Source organism: Variovorax sp. CCNWLW235, assembly GCF_037204085.1.
In the GTDB taxonomy this organism is placed as follows: Bacteria; Pseudomonadota; Gammaproteobacteria; order Burkholderiales; family Burkholderiaceae_C; genus Variovorax.
This window is the reverse complement of record NZ_JBBCBW010000005.1, coordinates 56057-80792: the sequence shown is the minus strand read 5'-3', so window position 1 is coordinate 80792 and position 24736 is coordinate 56057. Positions and strand designations below refer to the sequence as shown.

The following is a 24736-nucleotide window of genomic DNA, read 5'->3' as shown; positions in this document are numbered from 1 at the left end:
GGCTTCAGAGTTGAATCGTCATCCCGTCCTCGCAAGGCTCGATGCCCGCGCGCCGCAGCAGCGCGTGCTCGTCGGAGTCTTCGTCGAGGATGGGGTTGGTGTTGTTGATGTGAATGAGCATGCGCCGCGTGGCCGCGGGCAGCCGCGTCAGCCATTCGATCATTCCGCCCTCGCCTGATTGCGGCAGGTGGCCGATCTCGCGCGCGCGTTTGCCGCTGACGCCCAGGCGAACCATTTCGTCGTCGGTCCAGAAGGTGCCGTCGACCATGACCGCATCGGCGGTTGCCATGGCGTCGAACACGGGCGGCGTGATCGCGCCCAGCCCCGGCGCATAGAACAGGCTCTTGCCGCTCTTGCGGTCGAACACGGTCACACCGATGTTGTCGCCCGGCACCTGCTGTTCGCGGTGCGGCGAATACGGCGCCGCCTTGCCGGTGAGCGCCATGGCGCGAAAGCTCAGGTTGGGCACGCCCGGCACCTCGAAGGCATTGCCGTCGAGCGCAATCGGGTGACGCGCCACGCCGCAGTAGTGCGACAGCACGCGCAGCACGGGATTACCCTGACTCAGATCTTCGGCGACCGGGTCGGTGCACCACAGCGGCAGCGGCGTGCCGCGTTCGCGCAGCATGAAAAGGCCCGTGGCATGGTCGACCTGTCCGTCGATCAGCACCACGCCGGCGATGGCGGTGTCGCGCAGCGCGCGCCCCGGCTGCAGTACCGGGCTGCTGCGGATCTGCTCGAGGATGTCGGGCGACGCGTTGAACAGCACGCCGTCCTCGCCATGGTCAGGCCGTACGAAGATCGACGACTGCGTGCGCGGCTTGGCGCGCACCGTGCCCGCGCGCACACCCAGGCAGTTGGGGCAATTGCAGTTCCATTGCGGAAAGCCGCCGCCCGCGGCGGAGCCCAGAACGGTGATGCGCATCTCGAATCAGGAAGAAAGAGGTTCGAAACAACCCGCCCCGGGCGAGCCGGGGCGGGTTGTGAAGAGGCGCGCAATCAGCGTGCGCTGACGTACATCGTGATCTCGAAGCCGAAGCGAAGATCAGTTGCCGTCGGGGTTTCCCATTTCATATTGTGTCTCCTGCAAGATGGCACAGCGCCACATGGCGGCTGCGGGAACTTCGAGTGCTCCAGAACGCATATTGAACCGATGCACCGCCGCAACCTAGCCGTGAAATCATGAATGGGACTTCATGATTTTCATGAATAGCGACTTCGGGGCCACCGCGTACCATGGCCCTCGTGCTTTCTACCGGCCTGTACCCAGAAACCCAGCCTTGGCGCACCCACGCAATGGAGGCGCCGCACGGCCACGTGCTGCATGTAGAAGAAAGTGGTGATCCGGCCGGCCTCTGCGCCGTGGTGCTGCATGGCGGACCCGGCTCGGGCACTTCGCCGCTGCTGCGCCGCTTCTTCGACCCCGCGCGGTATCGGGTGATCGGCATCGACCAGCGCGGTGCGGGCCGGAGCCGCCCGCGCGGTGCGACGGCGCACAATCGCACGGAGGATCTGCTCGATGACTTGCGCCTTGTGCGCGAGCGGCTCGAAGTGCCGCGCTGGCTGGTTGTCGGTGGTTCTTGGGGCGCCACGCTGGCGCTCGCGCATGCAGCATTCGAGCCGCAGGCAGTCGCGGCTTTGCTGCTGCGCGCGGTGTTCTTGCCCAGCGCCGAATACATCGAGGATTTCTTCCAGGACACCCCGGGCCACGCGCCTGCCGCGTGGGCGCGGTTTGCATCTGTGGCGCCGGCGGATCAACGCCACGACATGCTGGGCTATCTGGCTGCCGGCCTTCAAGAGCCACCCGCCGACCGTGATGCGGACCTGCCCCGGCAGCTCGCCCTTGCCTGGTGGCAATGGGAACGAACGTTGGCCGGCGGCGAACCCGTTTCGAATACCGGCCTGCAGCCCGACCGCGAGACGCTCGACGCGCTGGTCGACCGCTACCGTGTGCAGAGCCATTACCTGCTGCATCGCTGCTGGCTCGATGCGCCTCCCCTTCTCGACCGCCTCGATGCGCTCCCGAAGGTGCCGACCCTGTTGCTGCATTCGCGAGACGACCGCATCTGCCGGCCCGAAGGCGCACAGGCGGTGCACGAGCGCGTCGCGCACAGCCAGCTGCGCTGGGTCAACGGCGCGGGCCACGATCCTTCACATCCGGCGATGGCTTCGGCCATGGTCACCGCGCTCGACAGCTATGCGCTGCATGGCCACTTCGGCGACAGGCCCGTGCCATGACGCTGCGTCTGAAAATCAACCTGATCGTCAGCCTGCTCACGCTGCTGTTCGTTGCGGCCATGCTCGCGCTGCAGGTGCGCGCCATGCGCGAGTCGGTGCATGAAGAAGTGGTGGCCGCCAACCGCGTGGCGGCGCAGCTGCTCAACCGCACCGCCTGGCTCTACGCAGCGCAGGGCACGCCGGCCATGCTGTCGTTTCTGCAGGGTGTGGGGCGCGTTCGCTCCAACGACATCACGCTGCTCGACAACGACGACCGCGTGCTGTACAGCTCGCCGACCTCGGTCTACAAGGCCGGCCGCGATGCGCCTGACTGGTTTGCCGGGCTGGTCTCGCCGCCGCCTTCTCAACTGTCCATCGCGTTTCCGGGCGGGCGGTTGATGGTGCTTTCGAACGCATCGCGTGCGGTGCTCGACGCTTGGGATGATTTCGTGCTGCTGATGCTCAGCGCGTTGGGCCTGCTGGCGGTCGTCAATGCGGGCGTGTTCTGGCTCGTGGGCCGCGCGACCCGGCCGTTCGCGGACATCGTCCATGCCCTCAACCAGCTGGAAAGCGGGCGCTTCGACGTCGCGTTGCGCGCCCTGCCCGGCAGCGAGGCCGCGGCCATCGGCGCCGCGTTCAACCGCATGGTCGGCATGCTGCAGCAGCACATCGAAACCGAGCGGCGCGCAGTGCGTGCCGAAAGCCGCCTTTCGGAAAGCCGCGAACTCGGCCGATGGGTCGACCAGAAGATCGAACAAGAGCGCCGCCTCATCGCGCGCGAGCTGCACGACGAACTGGGGCAATCGGTCACCGCAATGCGCAGCATGGCGCTTTCGATTGCGCAACGCGTGCAGGCGCTCGATCCACAGGCCGAGCAGGCCGCACGGCTCATCGCCGAGGAATCGGGCCGGCTCTACACCGCCATGCACGGCATGATCCCGCGCCTGACGCCGCTGGTGCTCGACAAGTTCGGCCTGGTGGCCGCGCTCGAAGACTTGGTGGAGCGCACGCGCAACAGCCACAGCGATGTGCAGGTCGAATGGAGCCTGGAGCTTGAGCTAGACCGCCTGCGGCTCGACACCGACACCGCGCTGGTGCTGTACCGCGCCGCGCAGGAAGGCATTACCAATGCCCTGCGCCACGGCGAGGCGCATCGCATCGTGCTCGCCTTGCAGGGCGAGGAAGAGCAATCGGTCAAGCTCACGCTCACCGACGACGGACGCGGCCTGCCCGGCCCTGAGGCCGCAAGGGAAACCAGCACAGGGCACTATGGCCTGCGATGGCTCGCAGAGCGCATCGACAGCCTGGGCGGCGAACTGCGCCTCGAACCCGCCGAGCCCAGCGGCGCCCGATTGACGGTGCGGCTGCCCATGCGGGCAGACGAAACGGAGAACACAGACACATGACCCAGGCAGTTCAGGCGGCCCAGCCGATTCGAGTGATGCTGGTGGACGACCATGCGCTGGTGCGCATGGGCTTTCGCATGCTGCTGGCCGACGCGCAGATCGAAGTGGCGGCCGAAGCCGATACCGGCGAACAGGCCTGCCAGGACTACCCGCAGGTGCGGCCCGACCTGGTGGTGATGGACCTTTCAATGCCCGGCATGGGTGGCCTCGAAGCCTTGCGGCGCCTGCTGGCCCACGACCCGAAGGCGCGCGTGCTCGCACTCTCGGCGCACGAGGACACGATTCATCCACGCCGCGTGCTGCGTGCGGGCGCCCTGGGCTACCTGGCCAAGCGCAGCGCGCCCGAAGCCCTGATTGCCGCCGTGAAGGCCGTGGCACGCGGCGAGCGCTACATCGACGCGAACACCGCCCAAGCATTGGCCACGGCGCAGATAGAGGGCGAAGCCAATCCCGCCGACCTGCTCAGCGAGCGCGAGTTCTCGGTCTTCATCCAGCTTGCGCGCGGCATGACGGTGGCGCAGATTGCGAGCACGTTGAACCTTTCGCTCAGCACGGTGGGTTCGCACCTGTATCGGGTGAAACAGAAGCTCGGGGCCACCAATCAGGCCGAGCTGACGTGGGTGGCGCTGAGGTGGGGGTTGATTCAGGTTTAGCGCGGCTCAGCCGCGCTCGATAACCGGCCAACCGCATTGAATAGCACGGGCGCGCAGCCGCTCGTCCGGCGCCACCGCCACCGCATCCGACACCGCCTCCAGCAGAGGCAGATCGCTAGCCGAATCCGAATAGAACCACGACTGCTCCAGCGCATCGAGCCGCGTATCGCGCAGCGCAAGCCATTCGTTCACATGCGCAAGCTTGTGAACGCCGAAGCATGGGTCGCCGTCGATACCGCCGTCGAGCGTGTCGTCGATCACGAGCGAGCGCGTGGCCAGCACGTCGGCAACGCCGAACACCCGTCCGAAGGGTTCGGCGATGAAGCGGGTGGTGGCGGTCACGATGGCGCAGACGTGGCCGGCTTCCTGGTGCTTTCGCACCAGCGCACGCATCTGGCCTGGAACCCGAGGCTCGATCTCGGCTTCGAATTCGGCCGCCCACTTTCTTAGCGTCGCCATGCCGAAGCTTGCCAACGGCGCAACGCTCACGCGGTGTAGTTCGCGAATGTCGAGCGTGCCGTCCACATATTGCTGGCAATAGCCGAGGTAGACCGTTTCGGCATCCGCCGGCAGCACGCCTCGCGCCACCAGGAAGCGCGTCCACGCCATGCCGCTGTCGAACGGAACGAGCGTGTGGTCGAGGTCGAAGAGCGCCAGTTTCATTGCATGCCTGCGTGCGTGCGAGCGGGGCCGCTTGCCGCCCTGCTGCGTCAGGCGGCCGAAGCCTCGTGCGGCTGGAGCTGCGCTTGCATGAGCAGCTGCGCCGGCAGCACACCGCGCAAGGCGTTGCACACCACGAGCTTCTGCGCCGCCTGCAGGTCTTGCAGGTACAGGCTGCGTTCCGCGGCTTCCCAGATGGAGTCTTCGATGAGCACGCCGCGCATCACGCCGGGCAGTGCGCCGTCGGAAACGGGCGGCGTCCACCAGCGTCCGTCGATGCGTGCGAAGAGCGTGCTGCGCCCGCCTTCGACGAGCCGGCCGTCTTCGGTGAAGAACAGGCTGTCGAAGGCACCGGCGCGTTCGGCGGCGCGCACGCCGGCGTCGTAATGCTGGCGCACGGTGGTCTTGAAGGCGCCCAGCGGGTTGGCGTTGGGCAGCCGCTGGTCGGCGATAACGAGCTTTACCGCGCCGGGAGGCAAAGGCGGCAATGGCGAGTGCGTGATGCCGATGCGCCCGCCGTGCGCGAGCGCGAGGCGCAAACGTGAAGGCTGGCTGGGCGAAAGCGCCGGAAGCGCATCGCGCAGTGCCTCCATCGCGGCATCGCGGCTGAACCTGAAGCCCAGTGCGCGTGCGCTGCCCGCCAGCCGGCCCAGGTGACGGTCCAGGTAGCGGATGCCTTCGCCCGGCGTGACCAGCATGGTTTCGAAGAGCTCGAAGCCGGGGTCGAGCGCGGTGAGAAAGCGCGCCTTGAGCATGCATTCTTCGAACTCGTCGGCCGCGACGCTGTCTTGCACGATGCCCGCGCCAACACCCAGGCGCAGCGGCCGCAGGCCTTCGGCTTCCTCGCCGAGCGTGAGCGTGCGAATGGCCACCGACAGGCAGAAGTCGCCGATCGACGCGCCCTGCGCCGGCGCTTCGATCCAGCCGATGGCGCCGCAGTAAAGGCCGCGCGGCGTGCTCTCGAGCTCCGCAATCCACTCCATGGTGCGGTGCTTGGGCGCGCCGGTGATCGAGCCGCAGGGAAACACCGCGCGCAGCAACTCGGGCATGCCGACTTTCGCACGCAGCTTTGCCTGCACGGTCGAGGTCATCTGGAACACCGTGGCGTAGGGTTCGACGGCAAAGAGCGTGGGCACCTTGACCGAGCCGACCTCCGCCACGCGGCCGATGTCGTTGCGCAGCAGGTCGACGATCATCACGTTCTCGGCGCGGTTCTTGGTGTCGACCGAAAGCAGGCGCGCCATTTCGCTGTCTCCTTCGGGCGCATCGGCGCGCGCAGCGGTGCCTTTCATGGGGCGCGCGGTGAGCACGCCTCGGTCATGGCGCAAGAAGAGTTCGGGCGAGCAGGAGAGCACGTGGGTCGCATCGCTATCGCCGGCCTTTCCGGTGCCCTCAGGCAAGGCGATCAGCGCACCGTAGGCCACGGGCTGCCGCTCGCGCAGCCGCCGGTACAGGGTCACGGGCGAGCCGTAGCTTCGGCCATGCAGCCGGTAGGTGAAGTTGACCTGGTAGGTCTCGCCCGCGGCAATGGCCTCGTGAATGCGTGCGATGGCCTCCGTGAACGCGGCTTCATCGATGCTGGGGTGCAGGTCCATCACGCCGGCAGGCTGCGGCTGGCCGGGCGGATGCGATTCGCTACCTTCGCGCCTTTCGCGCTGTTCGAGCCTTGCCAGCCAGGCGCCCGCCTCGTCGGCCGAGAGCCGGGCGCATTCGCGGAACATCAGCACGCGCAATGCCGAAGCGTCGTCCGGAGCAAGCCGCGCCTGCCCCGCGTGAAGCAGCTTGGCGCCCCATTCGTAGTCGGCCAGCAGCACCGCATGCAGGCCTTGGCGCAAGTCGGCATCGACCTGTGCCCACACATCGTCGAGCCGGGCCGCATCGGTGCACCGGTGTTCGCGGACGAACCCGGTGTGCAGCCGGCTGGTGGGCCGCTCGGCCGTGGAGCCGCAGTCGTCGAGAAGCGCGAAGGCGGACAAATTCAGCTCCAGTCGTCCATGTCGTGTTTGATGCGGTGGCGGTTGGCAATCAGCTCGTCCACCGAAGGCTCGTTGCTGAGCGCACGGCGAATGGCGAGCTTGGTGGCTTCGTAGTTGGTGCGGTACATGTCTTTCTTGTCGAGGTTCTCGTCCTTGGCGCAGCGTGGATCGATCCACACCAGGCTGATGATGCACAGCGTGTTGGCCAGGTTCCTGGGAATGATGCCATCGATCAGGCAGTCAACCACCGCGTCGGCCGTTGCGCTTTGCACCACCCCGCCAAACAGGTCGATGTTGGCCGAATCTTTCAGCGTGACCTTGGGCACCATGATGGTCGCGGGCCGCACGAGCTGGTTGCAGGCGCGAATCGCAAACATCGCGGTGTGGCCCTTGCTCTGCGCCATCATGCCCGCGAAGGCATGGCCCACCGGCCCGTCGGTCGCGCCGATCAGGATTTCGGGCATGGCGTCGGTGAACTGCCCTTCCCTTGCAAGAACAGTGGCTTCGCCAGCTTGAAAAATATAAGGATGCGTCATATGAAAGGAAGATTCGGAAGGAGGGTTTTTGAAGAAGCTTGAAGAAGCGAATCACAGGCAAACGATGAGTTCGCCTTTTCCGTCTGCGGAAAGGTCGCCCAGATGCCGCTCGATGCGGCGCATCGGCAAGTCGCTGAAGAGCCCGCCGTGCCGCGCAAGGTCGCGCGCCAGCAGCGCCCAGAAGACCGGCGTTGCGGCGCGGTTCGGCACGAAGGTCGGCGCCGACCGGGTGCCTTCGGGCAAGGCCGCCCGCGCCTCCGCAAAAACAATGCTGCCGCGGCGCATGCCATAGCCCGCATGCGCGCCGACACCGCCACCCACGGCAATCGTGCCGGCCACCATGCGCGAGCCCAGGAAAGCGCCCGCCCCGCCATGAACCAGCGCAGTGCCACGGCGCATGCGGTCGCCAAAACGCTCGCCCGCATTGCCATGAACGACGAAGGTGCCGCCGCGCATGCCGTCCATGCTGCCGGGCAAGGTGCTGGCGGCAAAGTCGCCGACGTCGCCCTTCACGTCGATGGTGCCGCCGGCCATTTCGCAAGCGGCCAGCAGGCCGGCGCGGCCTTCGATGCGCAGCTCGCCGCCGCGCATGCAGCCGCCCGCGTAGTGGCCGGCATGGCCTTCGACGCGGATGCGGCCGGCGTCCATCTGCCATCCGATGCGGTCGACGCGCTCGAGGTTGCCTTCGAAGCGAAGCACGCCCTCTTCCTTGTCTGGCGCAATGCTGAACAATTCGGCCAGCGCAAGCATCTCGTTGCCATGGCCCACGGGCAGCTGTTCGACTTGCGCGGCCGAGAGTTCCGCCAGCGCAGCCGGCGTGACGCCGCGCAGATCGACGCGCAATGCGGGCACTTGCCGCAGCCTGAGGTTCCATCCGCTCATGGCTCATCTCCCGCGCCGAGCAGCTTGTGCAGATGAAAGTGAAACGGGCCCAGCTTGCCGCCGTAGTTGCCCGCCGAAATACGCAGCAGGCCGCCGGCCGGGCCAATGCCAATTGCCGCTTCCATGCCCACGCGCATGGCGGCGGCCACGTCGGCTTCGGTCAGCCCGTCGATCACGATCTCCATCACGCAGCCGATCTGCGCTGCGGGCGCACCACCGTTGCTTGCCAGCTCGCTGTGAGGCACCAGTCCGACGAGGCTCGGGCAAAACGCATCGTTGGTCGATGCATTCAGGTTCGCATAGCGGCTGCCGACCTTCGAGCCTGAGCGCACCACGCCGCCCGGAAACGGCATGACCACGTTGGGCAGCCGCTTCATCGCGGCCACGGCGGCTTCGGCGGCGGCCAGTGCGCCGTCGGTGTCGCGCGCAAGCAGCAGCAGGTTGCCGCCGCCCACGGCCTTGACCACGGGCGTGTCTTCCTGCGCCACGAATTCGCCGTCCATCACCGGCACGCGCCAATAGCGCACACCGTCGATCACCTTCGAAATCTGCCACCCGTCGCCAAAGAAGCGCAGGTTCTTGCCGAGCGCCGCCACGTCGCCGCCTGCTGTGCGCGGCAGGCCGGCGAACACCGCCGTGGTCGGGCAGGTCAGCACGCATTGGCCGACACGGCGCTCCAGCTGCTTGCCGAGCTCCTTGCCCGACATCGAGAAGATCAGCACGTTCACGCCCGGCCGGCCGTCGGGTGTTTCGTGTGGGCCCAGCTCGCGCTCGATGCCCGCCTCGCAGCCGCACGCGATCACCGAAGTTGCAAAGCCCGTGGCCGACACCGCCGCATGGCGCGCCCACTCGAGCGTGTGCGCCGTGATGACGATGCGGGTGGCCTTCATCGGAAAGGCCTCGGCGAAGGTCTGGTCGATGACGACGCCGTTGCGCTGAACGGATGAAGGGGCGGTCATGCCGCGCACGCCTTCCTCATGACGACGCCTCCTGGAAGCATTCGGCCGGCAGCAGGCGCCCGCCGTTGCAGCAGCGGCAAAGCTCGTCGTGGCCAATGGCAATGTGGTCGAAGTTGACCGAGCCGTGCGCCGCCAGATGCCGGCGCAGCCGCTGCTCGATGCCGCGGTCGTACTCCGGCGCCACGAAGTGCGTGCCGCCCGTGGGCACCGCAGTGACTCGCCCGGCGCGCGAAACCAGCACGCCGTCCTTGAACACGTATTCGGGCGAGGCGAACATGGCCTCGCGGTTCTCGTTTTCGCGGTACACGGCAATGTCGGCCGCGGCGCCCGCACCCAGGTGGCCACGGTCGCGCAGGCCGAGCAGGCGCGCGGGGCCGGCGCGCGTCATGATGGCAATCTCGTAGAGCGAAAGCTCGCGCGTGATCGAGCGCAGCGCGGCCTGCGCCGCCACCTCGGGGTGCAGCTTGGCCAGTTGCTCCTCGCGAAAGCTGCGGTCCATCAGCAGGCGGATCAGATGCGGATAGCTGGTAAACGGCCCGCCGTTGGGATGGTCGGTGGTCAGCACCACGCGCCACGGGTCGTCGACCAGCAAGAAAATCTCGAGCCCGATGACCCACTGCAGCGCGTTCACATAGCTCTGCTCGCGGTAGCGGAACGGCACCACGCCGCAGCCGGCTTCGCATTCGATGTCGGCGCCGATCCACTTGCGCGGATCGGCCAGGCCCGATTGCGCATGCTGGCGCATGGTGTCGCCCGAGGCTGTGACGGTCTGCCCGAACATGATCTGGCCGACGTCGATGCTCACGTTCTTGTTGGCGTTCACCACCTCCGCAAGCTGCAGCGCAGCGGAAGAAAACTTCTTCGGCCCCTCGGTGCCGTAGGCATGGAACTGGATGTGCGTGAGGTGCCCGGGCAAGCCGTCAAGCGCGGCAATGGTGTCGAGCGTCGACTGGATGTTGCCCGCCACCCCGAGGTTGCTGCCGTGAATGTGCAGCGGATGCGGCACGCCAAGCTCGCGCAGCGCGCGCGCCAGCGTGTGCACCACCTGCCTGGGCGTGACCTGCCAGTGCACATGGTTCTCGTCGACATCGAGCTTGCGCTGGTTGAACTTGAAGGCCGAGATCCCGCCCGGGTTCACCACCTTCACGCCCATTGCCTTGCTGGCGTTGATGGTCCAGCCCGCGTAGTCGCGAATGCGCTCGAAGTCCCAGCCCTCGGCCAGCATACGCAAGAAGAGCTCGTCGTTGCCGAGCATCACGTACGCGCCATGGTCGAGAATGGGCGTGTCGCCCATTTCCATGTGCGTGTGGCGTGCGTTGCAAGCCATCATGGCCGGCTCGAAGGCTGCCGTGTAGCCCATCTCCACATAGCGGTAGCCGGTGGCCAGGGTGCCGGGCGCGCAGCCGCCGCAGGATGCAAGCTCCAGCAGGTTGTCCGGCAGCGCCAGGGGGTTGGCATTGGCGCGGTGGTCCTCGGGCAGCAGCATGCGCGCAAGGTTGACCTTGCCGCCGCCGATGTGGGTGTGCATGTCGATGCCGCCGGCCATGACGATGCAGCCGCCGATGTCGATCTCTTCAGTGGCGGCCTCGTGCGGCGCCAGATCGACCATGCGGCCGTCGCGCACGTACAGGTCGCACACCTCGTCGCGGCCGTTCGTCGGGTCGATCACGCGGCCACCGCGCAGGCGCAGCGTCGTCATTGCGCCCTCTCCCGCTTCAGCGCTTTCACGGACTGCGTCAGGCGCCTGACGACGTCGTCGACGCTGGGCAGTCCGTCTTCGTACAACGGCCGCAGGGGCAACAGCACCGAGCCGTCGGTGCGGAACAAATGGCCGCTGCAACCGATGCCGGGTGTCGAGACGGGGATGAACACCTGCTTGCGCGCACTCGCCCCCCCACCCTGCGGCCGCATGCCCGGGTGCCCGAGCACGATGCGCGGCATGTCGGCCAAGGGCGGTGCGGGCTCGGGGCCGTAGCTCGACACCCACAGCAATGCGTCGACCGCGTCGTCCGCCAGCAGGCGGCCGGCATCGAAGCACAGCGGCTCATGCTCCAGGCCGAGCGGCCCGGCACGCGAACGCAGCGGCAGGCCCGAAAGCCAGGTGAACACCTGGTTGACCGTGGCGGCACCGTCGCCACCGCCCAGCGAGAGCGACGCCGCGCGCGTGCTGCGGTTGAGCGTGGCGACGATGCGCTGGATGGCTTCGACAATCAACGCGCCCTGTGCCGGCAGCCGGCCCGGCTCGTACACCAGCACCGAGTAGCGCGCCGCCCGCAACCGCACCGACAAGGCCGCAAGCTCCGGCGGCACGCGCGCGTCGTCGGCGGAGATGCGCTCCGCCACCAAGGCTGCGAGCAGGCCCACGGTATCGAACATGTCGCCTGCCATGGGCAGCATTTCGGTCTGCACGTCGTCCCGCTCGCCTACGCCGCATCGGCGGAAGAACTCCGGATATCGCGCCTTCGGGTCGCCCGTCATGCAGACGATCAGCTCGGCGCGCGTTCTTGCTTCCGCCAACGTGGTGGTGAAGCCGCCGCGGTCTTGCAGCGCACGCAGGCCGTGCATCATCGCCCGGCCCTGCGCGGCATCGCAGATGGCGCCGGTTTCGCAGGCCAGCGCGTACAGCGCGCGGGCACCCGCCACATCGGTTCCAAGGCCGCCGAACAGGGGTTGATGGCTGGCTGCGAGCACGGAGGCAGCGGCAGCAACGGCCGTGTCGAAGTCGCAGTCGCTGCCATCGACCTGTGGCTGCGACGCGACGGGGGCACCGTCGAACTCGGCCAGTGCGGCGCTGGCCCTCGGGCAGTCGCTGCCGACAAGCTTCAGCGGCGTGCCGGGCGGGCCAGCCTCAACGCCGAAGGTATCGCACAGCAGGGGGCAGAACGGGCAGGTCCACGGAGGGTGGCCGGGCTGCGCGGCGGCGGGGTCGAGTTCGCTCATGGGCTGGCGACCACGCAAGCCATGTGCCATTCACCGCCCGGGCGGGCCCGCCTAGCGGCGTCTTGGCCGGACAGCTACAAGAAGGCCCTCATGACACACGCGTTTGAGACACAGTGTTGCGATTTTGGCGGTCATTGCGTGCCGGCAGAGGCCATCGGCAGTACTTGCAAGCCCCTCCCGGGATGGCACGGTTCGTGTGTGCGGCGGGTTGATGGCATGCCTCACCCACCCTCGTTGCGCCGGACCCGCCGGATCAGCGGTGCACCCGCGGCAACTGCAGGTCGTGCAACGCGCTGGCAACCAGCCAGGCGTCGGCGCCGGCGGCACTCGCAAGCGCCAGGTCTTCGGGGCTGCGGATTCCGCCGGCGCCGATGACCATGGCGCCCGGCGCCAGGCGCCGCACTTCTTGCAAGGTGTCCAGGTCGGGGCCGGCACCGGAGCCGACGCGTTCGAGCGTCATCACGATCAGCCGCCGAGGCCACAGGTCCACGGCATCCCAGCAGCCAGCCTGATCGAGCCGCCGGCCGTCGCGGCGGTCGAGCGACAGCGCGGCGCCGGGGGCGCCCGCTTCAGCCTCGCCGTTCGCGTTCTCGAAGCAGCGCTCGAGGGCCTCGCGCGAACGCAGCGATTCGCTGCCGAACACGAGCACGATGCGCGACGCAAAAGGCGCGAGCTGACTGCGCAGCGCATCGCCGGCCGCGGCGTCCGCCAGGCCCACGTCGAGCCAAAGCTCGACGTGGGGCAATGCCTCCAGCACATCGGCCAGCACGGCGATCTGCGCCGCTCCACCCTGCAAGGCATCGAGGTCGGCCACGTAGAGCTGACGCGCCGCGCAGTGCTCGCACAGGATGCGCGCCACCGTCACCGGATCGCTGCTGGCGCACAGCGCCGAGACGATCGGCCGGTACGACTTGCGATCGCCGCGCACCGCCCTCACCACCTGGCCCTGCAGCAAGTCGACGACGGGGATCAGGTTGAGTTCGGAAGTCATTGGCAAGTGATGGGAAACGTACCCGGAAAGTGGATGATGAAATGACGACACGCGTATTTGTCTACGAGTATCTCAGTGGCGGCGGCTGGAGCGACTACGGCGACGATGCGGCCGCCGACGAGCTGCTGCCGCTCGGCCTTTCGATGCGCGACGCCATGGTGGCCGACTTGATGCGCGTGGCCGATTGTTCGGTCTCGGCCGCGGTCTGCGAACCGGGGAACACCCTGCCCGCCGGAGCGGTGCCGCTTCGGCCGCTCGCCAACGAATCGGCCTTCGACTTCGTGGCGCGCCAAAGCGTGCTGCACGATGTGGTGTGGCTGGTCGCGCCCGAGACGGACGGGCTGCTGGCAAGGTTCCAACGCACGGTCGGCAATGCGCGCTGGCTCGGCTGCAGCGCCGGCGCCATCGAACTGACGGCGGGCAAGAAAGCCACCCTCGCGCACCTGGCGTCCCACGGCGTACCGACGCCCCTGGCCTTTGCCGATGCGCCCGAGATACAGCGCTGGGTGGTCAAGCCCGACGACGGCGCCGGCGGCGTGGCCACCCATGTGCACACGCGCCACGCCAACGCGCTCGAAGACCAGGCCCGGCGCACACAGGCCGGCGCCACCTTGACGCTGGAGCCCTGGATCGAAGGCGAGGCCCTGAGCCTCTCGCTGCTGTGCACGGAGCAGAATGCCGAAATGCTGAGCATCAACCGCCAGTGCATTTCGATCGACTCGCACGGAAGCCTGTCGTTCGACGGTGTGAGCGTCGATGCGGTGGACCGCAGCGACCCGCGCTGGCCACCGCTGGCCGCACTGGCCACGCAGGTCGCGCGCGCCATCCCAGGGCTGCTCGGATTCGCGGGCATCGACCTGGTGTGGCATCCGCGGCACGGGCCGGTGGTGATCGAGGTGAACCCGCGCGTCACCTGCGCCTATGTCGGCCTCTCGGCCACGCTGGGCCGCAACCTGGCGGCCGAACTGCTGGCGGACCGCGGGCGCGGCCAACTCGCCGAACGGGAACTTGCACGTGCCGACGCCTGAACGCACCACCATCGGGTGGGACATCGGCGGCGCGCACGTGAAGGCCTGCCTGCTGCAAAGCGGCGAGGTGGTCGACGTGGCGCAATGGGGCTGCCCGCTATGGCAGGGCCTCGACCATCTGGCGCGCGCGCTGCAGGCCGCGCGAACGCGCTGGCCGGCTTTCGATGCGGCACAACATGCGGTGACCATGACGGGTGAAATGGTCGACCTGTTCCCCGACCGTGAAGCCGGCGTGCGGGGCATTGCGGCTGCGCTGGCGGCCGCGCTTCCCTCGCGGCCGGGTGCCTTGCATTTCTTTGCCGGAGACGCTGGCTGGTGCGCCCCCGCACAGGTCACGCGGCATTGGGAGCACATTGCCTCGGCCAACTGGCTTGCCACCGCGCGGCATGCCGCGCTGGTGTTTCCGCAAGGCGTGCTGGTCGACATCGGCAGCACCACCACCGACCTGATCGCCTTCGGCAACGAGCGCGTGCTGGCCGCCAGCCGCACCGATGCCGAGCGCCTGGTGAGCGGAGAGCTCGCCTACCACGGCGTGGTGCGCACGCCGGTGTGCGCGCTCACGCAACGCATCGAATGGCGCGGCCGGGCAAGCCACGTGATGAACGAGTTCTTCGCCACCACGGCCGACGTCTACAGGCTGTGCGGCGAGCTCGACCCCGCGCACGACCTGTACCCGAGCGCCGACAACGCGGCCAAGAGCCTGCCTGCCACGCGCCAGCGGCTTGCGCGCATGGTGGGCCTGGACGAGCGCGATGCCTCCGCGGAAGAATGGCTGGAGCTTGCGCGTGCATGGCGCGCCGCGCAAGTCGAGGCCATCGGTTCGCAGCTGCGCCGCGTGCTGGCGGCGCATGCGCTTTCGCGCGAGGCCGTGATCGTGAGTGCGGGCTGCGGTGCGTTCCTGGTACCGGACCTTGCGGCGGCAGTGGCAACAGCCGCTTCCGCACCGCACCGCTTTGCTTCTTATGGCGGCGACGTCGCCAACGTGGCCCGCCATGCAACCCCAGGCACGACCGCCTGGGCGCAGGTGTGCGCACCCAGCGTGGCGGTGGCGGCGCTTTTCGAAAGGGAGCACGACTGATGTGGGTCGTCAAGATCGGCGGCAGCCTTTGCTCGGACCCGGTGCTGCCGCAGTGGCTCGATCTGCTCACGCAGATCGGCGGCGGCCGCGTGACGGTGGTCTGCGGCGGCGGCACCTTTGCGGACGAAGTGCGGCGCGTGCAGGCGCATTGGCAGTTCAACGACCTGGCCGCCCACAACATGGCGGTGCTGGCCATGGCGCAGACGGCGTATCAGCTGCATGCGCTGAACCCGGCACTGCAGCTCGCAACACGCAAGACCGAGATCCCCGACCTGCTGAGGCGCGGAAAAACCGCGCTGTGGCTGCCACTTGAACTGCGGCGCGACAAGCCTGATTCGCGCACCGGCTGGGAGGCCACTTCGGACACGATTGCGCTCGACCTGGCAAAGCATCTCAATGCCGAGCAACTGGTGCTGGTCAAGTCTTGCGCCATCGATCCGCAGATGACGCTGGGCGAGCTTGGCGACGCCGGCGTGGTGGACCAGCAGTTTGCCGACCGCTCTGGCGATGCGGCCTTTCCGATCACGTTGCTTCACAAGAATCAGCTGGAGACCATGCGGGCGCTGCTGCTGGGAGAAGCCACCTTCGTTCCGCGCTGAAGCTGCAGGCCGCGGGCACGGCCGCCCACGCCTGGTACTCAGGCCGCTGCAGGCTCCACAGCCTCGCCGTGCAACGATGCGGCCAAGGCTGCAAGCCGCTCCGGGCACAGCGCCGTCTTGCGATCGGCAACACAAACAGCACTGCGAAAGCCCGCGAAGTCAGGCGCCAGGGATTGCAGCAAGGGAACGTGCGCCATGCGCAGCGCGCCCGCCAGGCCGACGAGCCGGCCCGAGGCGCGCACACGGGCGGCAAAGGCGCGCAGGTCCGCCGTCGGCAAGGCATCGAACAAGCTGCCGGCCAGCTTGTCGGCAGTGTCGGCCATGAGCGCCGGAAACCCGAGCGTGCATGCATGCGCGACCAGCGCCGCGTCGATGCCATGGTCTGCAACGAAGACCGGCACCACCGGCCAGTCGCAGGCGGAGAGCGCGTCGAGCACCGCAAAGGCCTCGGTCCCGCGCTCGATGCCGACTTTCACGTAGTCGACACCGCAAGCACCGACCGCATCGACTTGAGCGAGGATGCCGCCCAGCGCATGCATGGGCAAGTCGCCGATCGTCGCACTCACGGGCAGGCCGATGCCGTGCGCACGCAATGCACTCACGATGGCGCCGATGGTCGCCACGGGTAAGCCGCCCAGTGCGCCGTCGCTCGGTTCCTTCAGGTCGATGAAGTCGGCGCCGCCGCGCGCGGCAATCAAGGCTTCATCCACGCTGCGCACGCTCACCAGCATGCGGGTCACGATGCGCGCTCCGGTGTGCCGTTGCGGTGCTGCGCGACGGCGGTGCGCAGCCACTCCCAGGCCTCATGCTCTTCGGGGCCGGCGGTCTTGTCGATGGCAATCTGTAGGTAGGTCATTTCGGTTTCCACTTTCTCGGGGGGCAGCATGTGCAGGCGGCTGACCAACACGGCGCCTTCGATCACCGCGGCCTGTGCCCGGTTGAAGCCGACGAAGGGCGCATGGGTGGCCTCGTGCACCGCCACCATGCGCAGCACCGGCCGCTGCACGTCGTCGCGCTGCTCGGCCAGTTCAAGCTCTACGTGGCGCAGTGCCGCGGCAAGCCGTACGCCTTCAATGCGTTCGGCGGGCAGCGTGGGCCACAGCTTGCGGCCAGTGACGCAGCCCGCAAACACGCGGGTGTCGCACACGATGTTGAGCACCGCATGACCAGTGGCCACGATGTTGTCGTGCGTGGTCGAGGGCTTGAACGGCATCAGCAGGATGCCGTCTTCGCGGTAGCGGATGCCCATTGGCGCCACGTGCGGCTTGCCGCCGGGCGCAACGGTGGTGACCACGGCTTCGAAGATCTGGTCGTTCATGTGGGTGATGGCGCGGCGGCCGTACTCACGGCTCCGGGCTCTTGCGCGTTGTTCTTCGATGTCTTCATCGTGGTGCCCGGTGCGCACCAGCGCGCAAGGTCTTCGGCAGGCCGCGGCGCGGCGCAGCCCCAGTCGAGCGGCTGGTCTTGCACATAGCGTTTGCCAAGCTGCCATGCGATCTCGGCGCGCGCAAGCTCCACGCCCATGTAGAAGGCATGGTCGGCATCGTCCTGCAGCTTGAGCTGCGGCCAGAGCTCGAAGGCGCCCTGCCCCAGCCGCAAGCCGTCGCGGTTGTACACGTGCAGGCCCAGCGGCGATATCTGCACCCGAAAGTTGGGGTCGCGCACCTGCGAGGCGATCTCGCCGATTTCTTCCGGCGTATCGGGGAACGGATGCTTGGCATGCACCGTCATCAGCGCATCGCTCATGCCCTTGGGCAGCGTGGCATTGCGGGCCGCCGCATGCATGATGCGGCGCGCCCAGTCGGCCTCGCTCACCGCGCGGCGCGCATGCTGGCTCACTTGCGTGGTCAGCACCGCCGCCACGTTCAGCTCGGCGGCAATGCCGAACAGCACCGCGTTGATGCCGCTGGTGTCGGCCTCGGTAAGCTCGGTGACGTTGCCGACGCCAAGCATGATCGGCGCATCCGGAAAACGCTCGCGCAACCGGTGGTAGCGCACGATGGAGGCGGTCAGTCCGAAGGGTATCGGGTCGAGAATCGAATCGGCGAGGAATGCGCGGCCACGCTGCTGCATTTGCGCCACCGCTTCGTACAGCGATTCTTCATCGGCCGGCACGCGCGGTATCAGCACCGGCGTTGCGGCCACTTCGTCGGCAATCCACAGGCTGTCGAGCGTCAGGCTCAGCAGGTAGTCGGCGCCGGCCTTGCCGCCGAGCAGCAGCTCTTGCGGATCGCTTGAATCGACGCTCACTTGAAAGCCCGCGGCCTTGAGCGCCTGCACGCTTTCTGCCAGGTGGTCGAAGCGCGTTTCGGGCAGGCAGCCCAGGTCGATGACGTTGGCCCCATCGGCCGCAAGCTGCCGGGCTCGCTCGACGATTTGCGCCACGGTGAGCCGCGGTGCATCGACGATCTCGGCAAAGATCGCGACCTCGTACTCGTTCAGGTCGATGGCGCGCGCGCTGCGGTTGAAATGGCGCGGCAAATCCTTCAGCTCTTGCGGCCCGCGCTCCACCGGAACGCCGAAGTACTGGCTCAAGGCCTCGACGTCGCCGCGGCAGCGGCCCGGCACCATGATGCGGTCGGCGCGGCGCGGTGCGGCGCCCTCGCCTTCAGCCTCGGTAACCACCGGTGCCGCAACGCGGCGGCGGATCATGTCGGCCGTCATCAACGCGGCCACCTGCAACCCGATCTCCCGCACTTCCCATGTGAACGGTGCCGCCTCTATGCCGGCCAGCACCCGCGAGAGGCTGGCTTGGGCGAGGCGCCCGGTCAGGAAGACGATGTGTTCCATGCGAGAGAGAGTTCCTTCATGCGTGCATCGAGCACGGCTTCGAGTTCGGCGGGCGACGAGACCACCTGGCAAAAATCGATGCCGCGCAGCCGCTCCACGTTGTCCAGTTCGATGCGCCTTGGACGCAGCGTGACCCAGTCGTGCGGTGACTTGGTCACCACCACGGGTTCTGTGTCACATGCAAACACGATGCCAGGAATGCCGAGCTTGCCGGCCTGGGCAAACATGTTGGTCGGCAGCGAGTCGCTGATGCCGAATGCGCACTTGGCCACCGTGTTGCTGGTGGCCGGCGCCACCACCACGGTGTGATAGATGTCGTCGTAGAGCATGCCCACGGGCACGCCGCTGGCCGTCTTGTCGCGGAACACCCGAAAGCGCGACTTCAGCGCCTCGATGTGCAGCTTGTAGATGGGCAACACCTCTTCCGCCGCGGCCGAAAGAAACAGGTCCACGGAAGGCAGCCGCTCTGCAAGCGCAAGCGACTCCTCGAGAAAGTGACCCGAACCGGTGATGCACCAGGCCAGCCGCGAGCGCGGCGGCGAGGCGGGCAACGGCGGCTCGCCGTCTTCCACTGCCAGGCCCGCACCGCGCGGATCGATCTTGCCCTTTTCCGGTGTCCCTCCGTTCGTCATGTCTGGCGAGCCTGCCGGCTCAATCGGGTGGAGAGATCTCGATGTGAAGCTTGTGGAGTTTTCGGTACAAGGTGTTGCGGCTGACATCGAGCGCCTTGGCGACGTTGCTCACGTTCCAGCGGTGCTGCTCGAGCATCTGCAGCAGCACCTGCCGCTCGTTGGCCTGGATCGGATTGAGTTTGACGGCCGGGGGCGCATCGGAAGCAGCGGCTTCGCCTTGCGCGTCCGCCGTCTCGATGGCTGCGGCAGGTAATGCATAGGCCGGTGCGGGCGAAGGTGCAGCCCTTGCAACAAGCGAAGGCAGGTGCTCCCGCGTGATGGTCTTGCCGTCTGCGAGCGCGGCAGCGCTGCGCAGCACGTGGCGGAGCTGGCGCAGGTTGCCCGGCCACGGATAGGCCATGAGCATGCGCTCGGCATCTTCGCCGAGCCTGCAGTCGCTGCCGCCCTCGTCCTTCAGCACGTCGTGGATCAGCTCGCGCTTGTCGGTGCGGTCGCGCAGCGCGGGCAGGTCGAGTTCGATGCCGGCCAGCCGGTAATAAAGGTCTTCGCGGAAGCGCCCTTCGCGCACCAGGCTTGGCAGGTGCTGGTGGCTTGCGCTCACAAGCTGGAAGTCGACCGGGTGCGTTTCTTCGGTGCCCAGCGGCGTGACCTGCCGCTCGTCGAGCACGCGCAGCAGGCGGGCCTGCAGCTCCAGCGGCATGTCGGCAATTTCGTCGAGAAACAGCGTGCCGCCGTCGGCCTGCAGGATCTTGCCGCGACGGCCGCTGCGCTGCGCACCGGTGAAGGCGCCGGCCTTGTAGCCGAAGAGTTCCGATTCGATCAGCGTCTCGGGCAGGCTTGCGCAGTTGACCGCGACGAAAGCGCCTTCGGCATGCGGACTGGTCTCGTGGATGGCGCGCGCAAAAACCTCTTTGCCCGAGCCCGTTTCGCCGCACAGCAGCACGGGGGTCCGGCGCGCGACCACACGGCGCGCGGTGTCCAGGTGCGCCACGAGCCGCGCATCCTTGAAAGTGCGAATGCCGGGCGCGCGCGCTGCCGCGGGCCGCAGCGGCGCACGAAAGGCCTCGGCTCCCGCCTCGGCCGCCATGGGCGCCGCGATGGCACCGGCGGCACGCGCGCGCGCCGGCGTTGCCGCATCGGATGCAGGCCGGCGCGCCACCGCAAAGAAGCGCAGCGCCGCGTTGGCCCTGTACGCCACCACCGGGTGGAACGAAGAAGAAAGACTGCGCTGCACGATGTCTTCGAGCGAAGTCTGGAACAGGTCGTCGATGCGCTGCGTGCGGATCTCGTCCATCGTTTGCACGCCAAGCTGGAACAAGGCGCTGCGGTTGGCCGCAAGAATGCGCCCGTCGTCGCCGACGGCGAGCTTGCCTTCGTGCAGCGTGTAGACGAACTCTGGCCGGCTGTGAAAGTGCAGCGGATGCGCGTTCGAGAAGCGCTTGTCGATAAGCCGGTTCTCGATCATGCGTGCGGTCATGCCAAGCAGCACGAGCACGTGCTGCTGCATAAGGCTGGAGCGGCTGGTCACGTCGAGTACGGCGATGATCTCGCCGGACGGATCGAACACCGGCACCGCCGAACACGTGAGCTGCGTGAAGTGGCTGAAGAAGTGTTCTTCGCGCCGGACCGAGATCGGGTGCGCGGCCGCAAGGCAGGTGCCCATGCCGTTGGTGCCCGCCTCGGCCTCGCCCCACATGCCACCTGCGCGCAAGCCCATGGGCTCGGCCTCGGCGGCAAACTCCGGCGACGACACCATGTGCACGATGACGCCGTCGGTATCGGTCAGCACCACGGCGGACTCCGCATCTGCCAACTGCTGGTAGAGCGTGGTCATCTCGTAGCGTGCGCATTCGATGACGTCGGCATGCTGGTTGCGCCGGCTCTGCAAGGCCGAAGACGCAATGACCACCGGTTCGCGCGGACGGCCCGGATCGAGCTGGTACTGGTTGAGGCAGCGGCTCCAGGAGCGGGTGACCAGGTCGTTGCCCTCTTCGTGAAAGCCTCGCCTCACCACGTCGAGCACCCGGTCGGCGTGTCTGTCGCCTTGTCGCAGCGTCAATGTCATTGGATGTCTCCAGCGCGTTCCATCGTGTCTCCTTGGTCGGTCCATTGTTGTACTTGCCGACACGCTGCACACCCGGTGAAACACCAAGCAGTGAAAAGCGCCGCAGTGGATCCGCTCTGTCTGGCCTGCATTTTGCGTTGATGAATCCTGCATGGGGGCATCGCCTCGTCTGCAGACACACTTTCAAACACATTCGAATCCACTGGAGACATCGCTTGACCACCAGCCAGAGCCCTTCCATCGGCCACTTTGCCTCGAATGTTCCTCGTGCTTCCAGTGCGTCCGCTGGCACCGGCGAGGCGCCCGCGTCCGGGAGTGCAACGCCCATGGACCTGATCTTCATCGAGGGCTTTCAAGGCAACACGGTCATCGGCATCCACGAATCGGAGCTGCATCATGCGCAGCCGCTGGTGATCGACGTGCATGCCGGCCTGCCCCGCGCGCGCGCCTGCGACACCGACCGCATCGGCGACACCATCGACTACGGCGTGGTCCGCGAGCGGCTGCTGCGCCTCATGGCGGAACACCGGCTGCAGCTGCTGGAGGCCTTTGCAGAGGCCATCGCCGACATCCTGATCGACGAGTTCAATGCCAGCTGGGTACGCGTCAAGGTCGTGAAGCCGCGCAAGTTCGACGATGTGCAAGCGGTCGGTGTGCAGATCGAGCGCCATGCGGCAACGCACCGTGCTTCGAAGCCTGCCCACAGCGCAACCGTGCTGAAGTTTCTTGCCAGCGGCATGGTGCCTGCGAAACACTGAACGAAACACCGGGCAAGAAAAAAGAAGCCGACCCGGTTCACGCGTCGGCTTCTTCCTTTCAGGTTCTCACTCAGAGGTGCGCGGCGAACGGATGTGCCGTGGTGCCCTTCTTGTCGACCACTTCAGCCGCGGTCGGCAAGCCGGCCACTGCGCGCTGAATGGATTCGCGCGTAGCCTGATAGTTGTAGTCCTGGATCTTCTTGTCGTCGTCGGCAAGCCAGTGGATGAACACACCGACGCAGATGAACAGGTTGTCGGCCTCGGCCATGGGAATGGTGCCGTCCTCGACGCTGTCGGCCACCGCCAGTGCCACGGCGCGCTGTGCCGGACCGAACATCTGCACCGCCTGTTTGGCGCCCTTGATGGTCACTTTGTTGAACATCACGGTCGCAGGCTTGGTCAGCAGGTTGGGCGCCACCACTGCGAGCAGCGAAGTGAAGCCGTCCTTGTTGTTCGTCAACGCGTTGGCGAAGGCGGTCTCGGCGGCGCTTCCGCGCGGTCCGATGATCAGGTCGATATGGGCTACTTCGTTGCCGTCGCCGACGAGCGATTCGCCCACCATCAGTCGATCTATTTTTGCCATGGTTTCGGGTCTCCTCTTAGAGGTCCAAGGTGGTTAGGGTCATTACGACACCGGTCAGAACGACCAGCGCAATGCCATGGTTATCACGATCCGTGCCATCCGCACGCCGGGCCGCGAGCAGGCACCGGGCAAGAGCGGATCCAGCCCGACAGCAGCAGCGCGGCCACGGTGAAATCGGCGCTGGTTCCCGGGTTGATGCCCGCCTCCTTGAGCGAAACGTCCCATGCCGCGAATTCGGGGTCCGCGTCGAGCACCGCGCCCTCGCCGGCGCGCTCGCGCCAGGCCTGCGCCGCCGTCATGACAGTCTGTGCCACGCGCCCGCCGTGTTTTCGAACAATGTGTGAATCGGGAAAGGCGCCCAGGCAGGCGAGGTAAAGCCGTTGGACAGAAGCCACAGTGGCCGCATCGGGGGGTGCGTCGGTGCCGGCCGGCGCATCGACCAGGCCTGCCTGGTACACCGGCACCTGGAATGCGAGCGCGAACAGGTCCGCGAAGCCGTCGCGGTACTGCCGCGCGATGAGGTCGCGGTCGGCCGCAAGCGCCATGGCCGCGCGCAGATCGACCGTTGGGGCGTCATGCACATCTTCCTCCGGCGCGCTTCCGAGGCCGCCCGGGTGCGCGCGCGCGATGGCGCGGTAGGCGGCGCGCGCATCGTCGATGTCGAGCGTGGCCAGCACGGACTCCACGGCGGCGCGCAATGCCGCAGGCGCGGCAGCGGCGGGGTTCTGCTCCACGGCCACGGCTACGGGCGCGCACAGCAGCAAGATGCCGAGGTTGGTGTTGCAGCCCGCCACCGCCCAAGTGGCTTCCACAGCGGCTTCGATGCGTTCGCCCACGCGCAGCCCGGGCTCGAACAGCGGGCCTGCGGCAGCCTTGGCGCTATCGATGAACATCGAGGCCTGCATGCGGTGGCCGGGCGAATCGCGGCTGACGTTGCCCGGTTTGCGCACTGCAACATCGAGCCAGCAGGCGCGCAGGAAGCAGGCACGCGCCCGTTCGATGGCGGCCTGCCTCGCATTCATCAGGCACGGCGCTCCGGAGGCAGGCTTTCTTGCAAGCGGCTGCGGCTCTGCACCATCTTGCGGTCGAGAAGGTCGTCGACGATGGCGCGGGCAATGTTGAAGCCCGTGACGCGCTGCAGCCCCTGCCAGGCTGCCACGCCGTTGACTTCCAGCACCTGGATCTTCGGCCCGCTGGCGGCGGCGATGAGGTCTACGCCCGCATAGTCCATGTCGAGTGCATGCGCCGCGCCTTCGGCCATTTGCACGAGTGCCGGATCGAGTTGGGCGGGCTCGCAGCGCGCGCCCTGCGCCACGTTGTGAACCCAGTGCGTGCTCACGCGCCGCATCGCGGTAATGGCACGCCCGCCGACCACGAGCACACGCCAGTCGAAACCGGGCGAGCCCATAGGCGGCACAAAGCGCTGCAGATAGGCAAGGCCCGCATAGCGCGCGTCGGTGTCGGGCATGGGGTGATGTACGCCGTCTACCTCGCCCACGAGTTGCAGGTCTTTGCCCTGCGAGCCGAACAAGGGCTTGATCACCAGCGCGTGCCCCGCGGCCGTTTCGCGCATGGCAATGCGCCTGGCCTGTGCCGCCGACTCGGTGGCCCATGTGGCGGGAGCGGGAATGCGCGCTGCATGCAGTAGCAGGCTGGTCATCGACTTGTCGACCGAACGCTCGATGGCGCGCGCATCGTTGTAGACCGGCACGCCAAGCTCGCGCAGCGCATGCAGCACGCCCAGCCGCTTGGTCACTTGCTCGAAGCTTCCGCCGGCAATGCCGCGCACCAGCACCGCGTCGGGCAGCTCGCGGCCATAGCCGGGAATCACGAGGCCGTGCCACGCTGCGGTGGTGTCGATGTTGCAGTCGGCCAAGTCGACGCAGCGGCCCACCGCACCGCGTGCGCGCAACGCGGCTTGCAGCTGGCGGGTATGCCAGCCGATCTCGTCCGTCATGATGGCGATTCGCGTGGTCATCGAAG

At 67.5% G+C, this 24736-nt stretch carries 25 protein-coding genes; 7 read left to right on the top strand and 18 right to left on the bottom strand.

Annotation, left to right across the window (positions count from 1 at the left end):
- Positions 1–4: 4 nt before the first annotated feature.
- Both pqqB and pqqA read right to left on the bottom strand, forming a co-directional pair.
- Entirely contained in the window at positions 5–925 is a 921-nt protein-coding gene (pqqB, locus tag V9L21_RS07930; RefSeq protein WP_337310702.1) for a pyrroloquinoline quinone biosynthesis protein PqqB, read from the bottom strand.
- A 74-nt stretch (positions 926–999) separates the two neighbouring features.
- On the bottom strand, positions 1000–1074 hold the full coding sequence (pqqA, locus tag V9L21_RS07925; RefSeq protein ID WP_010100094.1) for a pyrroloquinoline quinone precursor peptide PqqA: 75 nt from the start codon (positions 1072–1074) through the stop codon (positions 1000–1002).
- A gap of 162 nt (positions 1075–1236) precedes the next feature.
- Between pqqA and V9L21_RS07920 the strand changes: the two genes are divergently transcribed.
- Genes V9L21_RS07920 through V9L21_RS07910 form a run of 3 tightly spaced genes read left to right on the top strand, consistent with a single transcriptional unit; the run spans position 1237 to position 4276 of the window.
- Positions 1237–2238, top strand: coding sequence for an alpha/beta fold hydrolase (locus tag V9L21_RS07920; protein WP_337310700.1), 1002 nt, complete (start codon positions 1237–1239; stop codon positions 2236–2238).
- Positions 2235–3623: a histidine kinase gene (locus V9L21_RS07915; protein WP_337310698.1), complete on the top strand. Its 1389-nt coding sequence runs from the start codon at positions 2235–2237 to the stop codon at positions 3621–3623. The genes V9L21_RS07920 and V9L21_RS07915 overlap by 4 nt, the downstream gene beginning before the upstream one ends.
- The gene (locus V9L21_RS07910; protein WP_258505736.1) at positions 3620–4276 is read left to right on the top strand and encodes a response regulator; all 657 of its coding nucleotides are present in this window, start codon (positions 3620–3622) and stop codon (positions 4274–4276) included. The genes V9L21_RS07915 and V9L21_RS07910 overlap by 4 nt, the downstream gene beginning before the upstream one ends.
- A 6-nt stretch (positions 4277–4282) precedes the next feature.
- Here the strand turns inward: V9L21_RS07910 and V9L21_RS07905 are convergent, their stop codons facing one another.
- The 8 genes from V9L21_RS07905 to V9L21_RS07870 form a co-directional block, all read right to left on the bottom strand.
- A complete protein-coding gene (locus tag V9L21_RS07905) occupies positions 4283–4939 on the bottom strand; it encodes an HAD family hydrolase (protein WP_337310696.1) in 657 nt (218 codons plus the stop codon).
- 47 nt (positions 4940–4986) lie between these two features.
- Positions 4987–6912 (bottom strand): aminodeoxychorismate synthase component I, encoded by a 1926-nt coding sequence (gene pabB / locus V9L21_RS07900; RefSeq protein ID WP_337310694.1) that lies wholly within the window; start codon positions 6910–6912, stop codon positions 4987–4989.
- A 2-nt stretch (positions 6913–6914) separates the two neighbouring features.
- Complete coding sequence (gene fae, locus V9L21_RS07895) at positions 6915–7448, bottom strand: formaldehyde-activating enzyme (RefSeq protein ID WP_337310692.1); 534 nt, start codon at positions 7446–7448, stop codon at positions 6915–6917.
- A gap of 51 nt (positions 7449–7499) precedes the next feature.
- Positions 7500–8330, bottom strand: a complete 831-nt coding sequence (locus tag V9L21_RS07890; protein ID WP_337310690.1) for a formylmethanofuran dehydrogenase subunit C — start codon at positions 8328–8330, stop codon at positions 7500–7502.
- Positions 8327–9289, bottom strand: a complete 963-nt coding sequence (gene fhcD / locus V9L21_RS07885) for a formylmethanofuran--tetrahydromethanopterin N-formyltransferase (protein WP_337310688.1) — start codon at positions 9287–9289, stop codon at positions 8327–8329. Before fhcD ends, V9L21_RS07890 begins: the two co-directional genes overlap by 4 nt.
- A 16-nt stretch (positions 9290–9305) precedes the next feature.
- A complete protein-coding gene (locus V9L21_RS07880) occupies positions 9306–10988 on the bottom strand; it encodes a formylmethanofuran dehydrogenase subunit A (RefSeq protein WP_337310686.1) in 1683 nt (560 codons plus the stop codon).
- Positions 10985–12229: a formylmethanofuran dehydrogenase gene (locus V9L21_RS07875; protein WP_337310684.1), complete on the bottom strand. Its 1245-nt coding sequence runs from the start codon at positions 12227–12229 to the stop codon at positions 10985–10987. Before V9L21_RS07875 ends, V9L21_RS07880 begins: the two co-directional genes overlap by 4 nt.
- A gap of 253 nt (positions 12230–12482) precedes the next feature.
- Positions 12483–13220, bottom strand: a complete 738-nt coding sequence (locus tag V9L21_RS07870; RefSeq protein WP_337310682.1) for a HisA/HisF-related TIM barrel protein — start codon at positions 13218–13220, stop codon at positions 12483–12485.
- 41 nt (positions 13221–13261) lie between these two features.
- Between V9L21_RS07870 and V9L21_RS07865 the strand changes: the two genes are divergently transcribed.
- Genes V9L21_RS07865 through V9L21_RS07855 form a run of 3 tightly spaced genes read left to right on the top strand, consistent with a single transcriptional unit; the run spans position 13262 to position 15925 of the window.
- The gene (locus V9L21_RS07865; RefSeq protein ID WP_337310680.1) at positions 13262–14248 is read left to right on the top strand and encodes an ATP-grasp domain-containing protein; all 987 of its coding nucleotides are present in this window, start codon (positions 13262–13264) and stop codon (positions 14246–14248) included.
- A complete protein-coding gene (locus V9L21_RS07860; protein ID WP_337310678.1) occupies positions 14235–15326 on the top strand; it encodes a hydantoinase/oxoprolinase family protein in 1092 nt (363 codons plus the stop codon). The genes V9L21_RS07865 and V9L21_RS07860 overlap by 14 nt, the downstream gene beginning before the upstream one ends.
- A complete protein-coding gene (locus V9L21_RS07855) occupies positions 15326–15925 on the top strand; it encodes an amino acid kinase family protein (RefSeq protein WP_258505724.1) in 600 nt (199 codons plus the stop codon). Before V9L21_RS07860 ends, V9L21_RS07855 begins: the two co-directional genes overlap by 1 nt.
- A gap of 38 nt (positions 15926–15963) precedes the next feature.
- On the opposite strand, the gene V9L21_RS07850 is transcribed toward V9L21_RS07855, so the two are convergent.
- Genes V9L21_RS07850 through V9L21_RS07830 form a run of 5 tightly spaced genes read right to left on the bottom strand, consistent with a single transcriptional unit; the run spans position 15964 to position 21412 of the window.
- Entirely contained in the window at positions 15964–16656 is a 693-nt protein-coding gene (locus tag V9L21_RS07850; protein ID WP_337311045.1) for a (5-formylfuran-3-yl)methyl phosphate synthase, read from the bottom strand.
- A gap of 5 nt (positions 16657–16661) precedes the next feature.
- Positions 16662–17243 carry a DUF447 domain-containing protein gene (locus V9L21_RS07845; protein WP_337310674.1) on the bottom strand — a complete coding sequence of 194 codons (582 nt, stop codon included), beginning with the start codon at positions 17241–17243 and terminating at the stop codon, positions 16662–16664.
- A complete protein-coding gene (locus V9L21_RS07840; RefSeq protein WP_337310672.1) occupies positions 17240–18715 on the bottom strand; it encodes a DUF6513 domain-containing protein in 1476 nt (491 codons plus the stop codon). Before V9L21_RS07840 ends, V9L21_RS07845 begins: the two co-directional genes overlap by 4 nt.
- Positions 18694–19347 carry a flavoprotein gene (locus V9L21_RS07835; protein ID WP_337310670.1) on the bottom strand — a complete coding sequence of 218 codons (654 nt, stop codon included), beginning with the start codon at positions 19345–19347 and terminating at the stop codon, positions 18694–18696. Before V9L21_RS07835 ends, V9L21_RS07840 begins: the two co-directional genes overlap by 22 nt.
- Positions 19348–19366: 19 nt before the next feature.
- The gene (locus V9L21_RS07830; protein WP_337310667.1) at positions 19367–21412 is read right to left on the bottom strand and encodes a sigma-54-dependent Fis family transcriptional regulator; all 2046 of its coding nucleotides are present in this window, start codon (positions 21410–21412) and stop codon (positions 19367–19369) included.
- 215 nt (positions 21413–21627) lie between these two features.
- On the opposite strand from V9L21_RS07830, the gene V9L21_RS07825 reads away from it, so the two are divergent.
- Positions 21628–22170, top strand: a complete 543-nt coding sequence (locus V9L21_RS07825) for a dihydroneopterin aldolase (protein ID WP_337310665.1) — start codon at positions 21628–21630, stop codon at positions 22168–22170.
- Positions 22171–22240: 70 nt separating this feature from the next.
- Here the strand turns inward: V9L21_RS07825 and fae (V9L21_RS07820) are convergent, their stop codons facing one another.
- From fae (V9L21_RS07820) to V9L21_RS07810, 3 genes are all read right to left on the bottom strand, one after another.
- Positions 22241–22753, bottom strand: a complete 513-nt coding sequence (gene fae / locus V9L21_RS07820) for a formaldehyde-activating enzyme (RefSeq protein WP_337310663.1) — start codon at positions 22751–22753, stop codon at positions 22241–22243.
- Positions 22754–22836: 83 nt separating this feature from the next.
- On the bottom strand, positions 22837–23775 hold the full coding sequence (locus tag V9L21_RS07815) for a triphosphoribosyl-dephospho-CoA synthase (protein ID WP_337310661.1): 939 nt from the start codon (positions 23773–23775) through the stop codon (positions 22837–22839).
- Positions 23775–24731, bottom strand: a complete 957-nt coding sequence (locus V9L21_RS07810; RefSeq protein ID WP_337310659.1) for an ATP-grasp domain-containing protein — start codon at positions 24729–24731, stop codon at positions 23775–23777. Before V9L21_RS07810 ends, V9L21_RS07815 begins: the two co-directional genes overlap by 1 nt.
- Positions 24732–24736 lie beyond the last annotated feature (5 nt).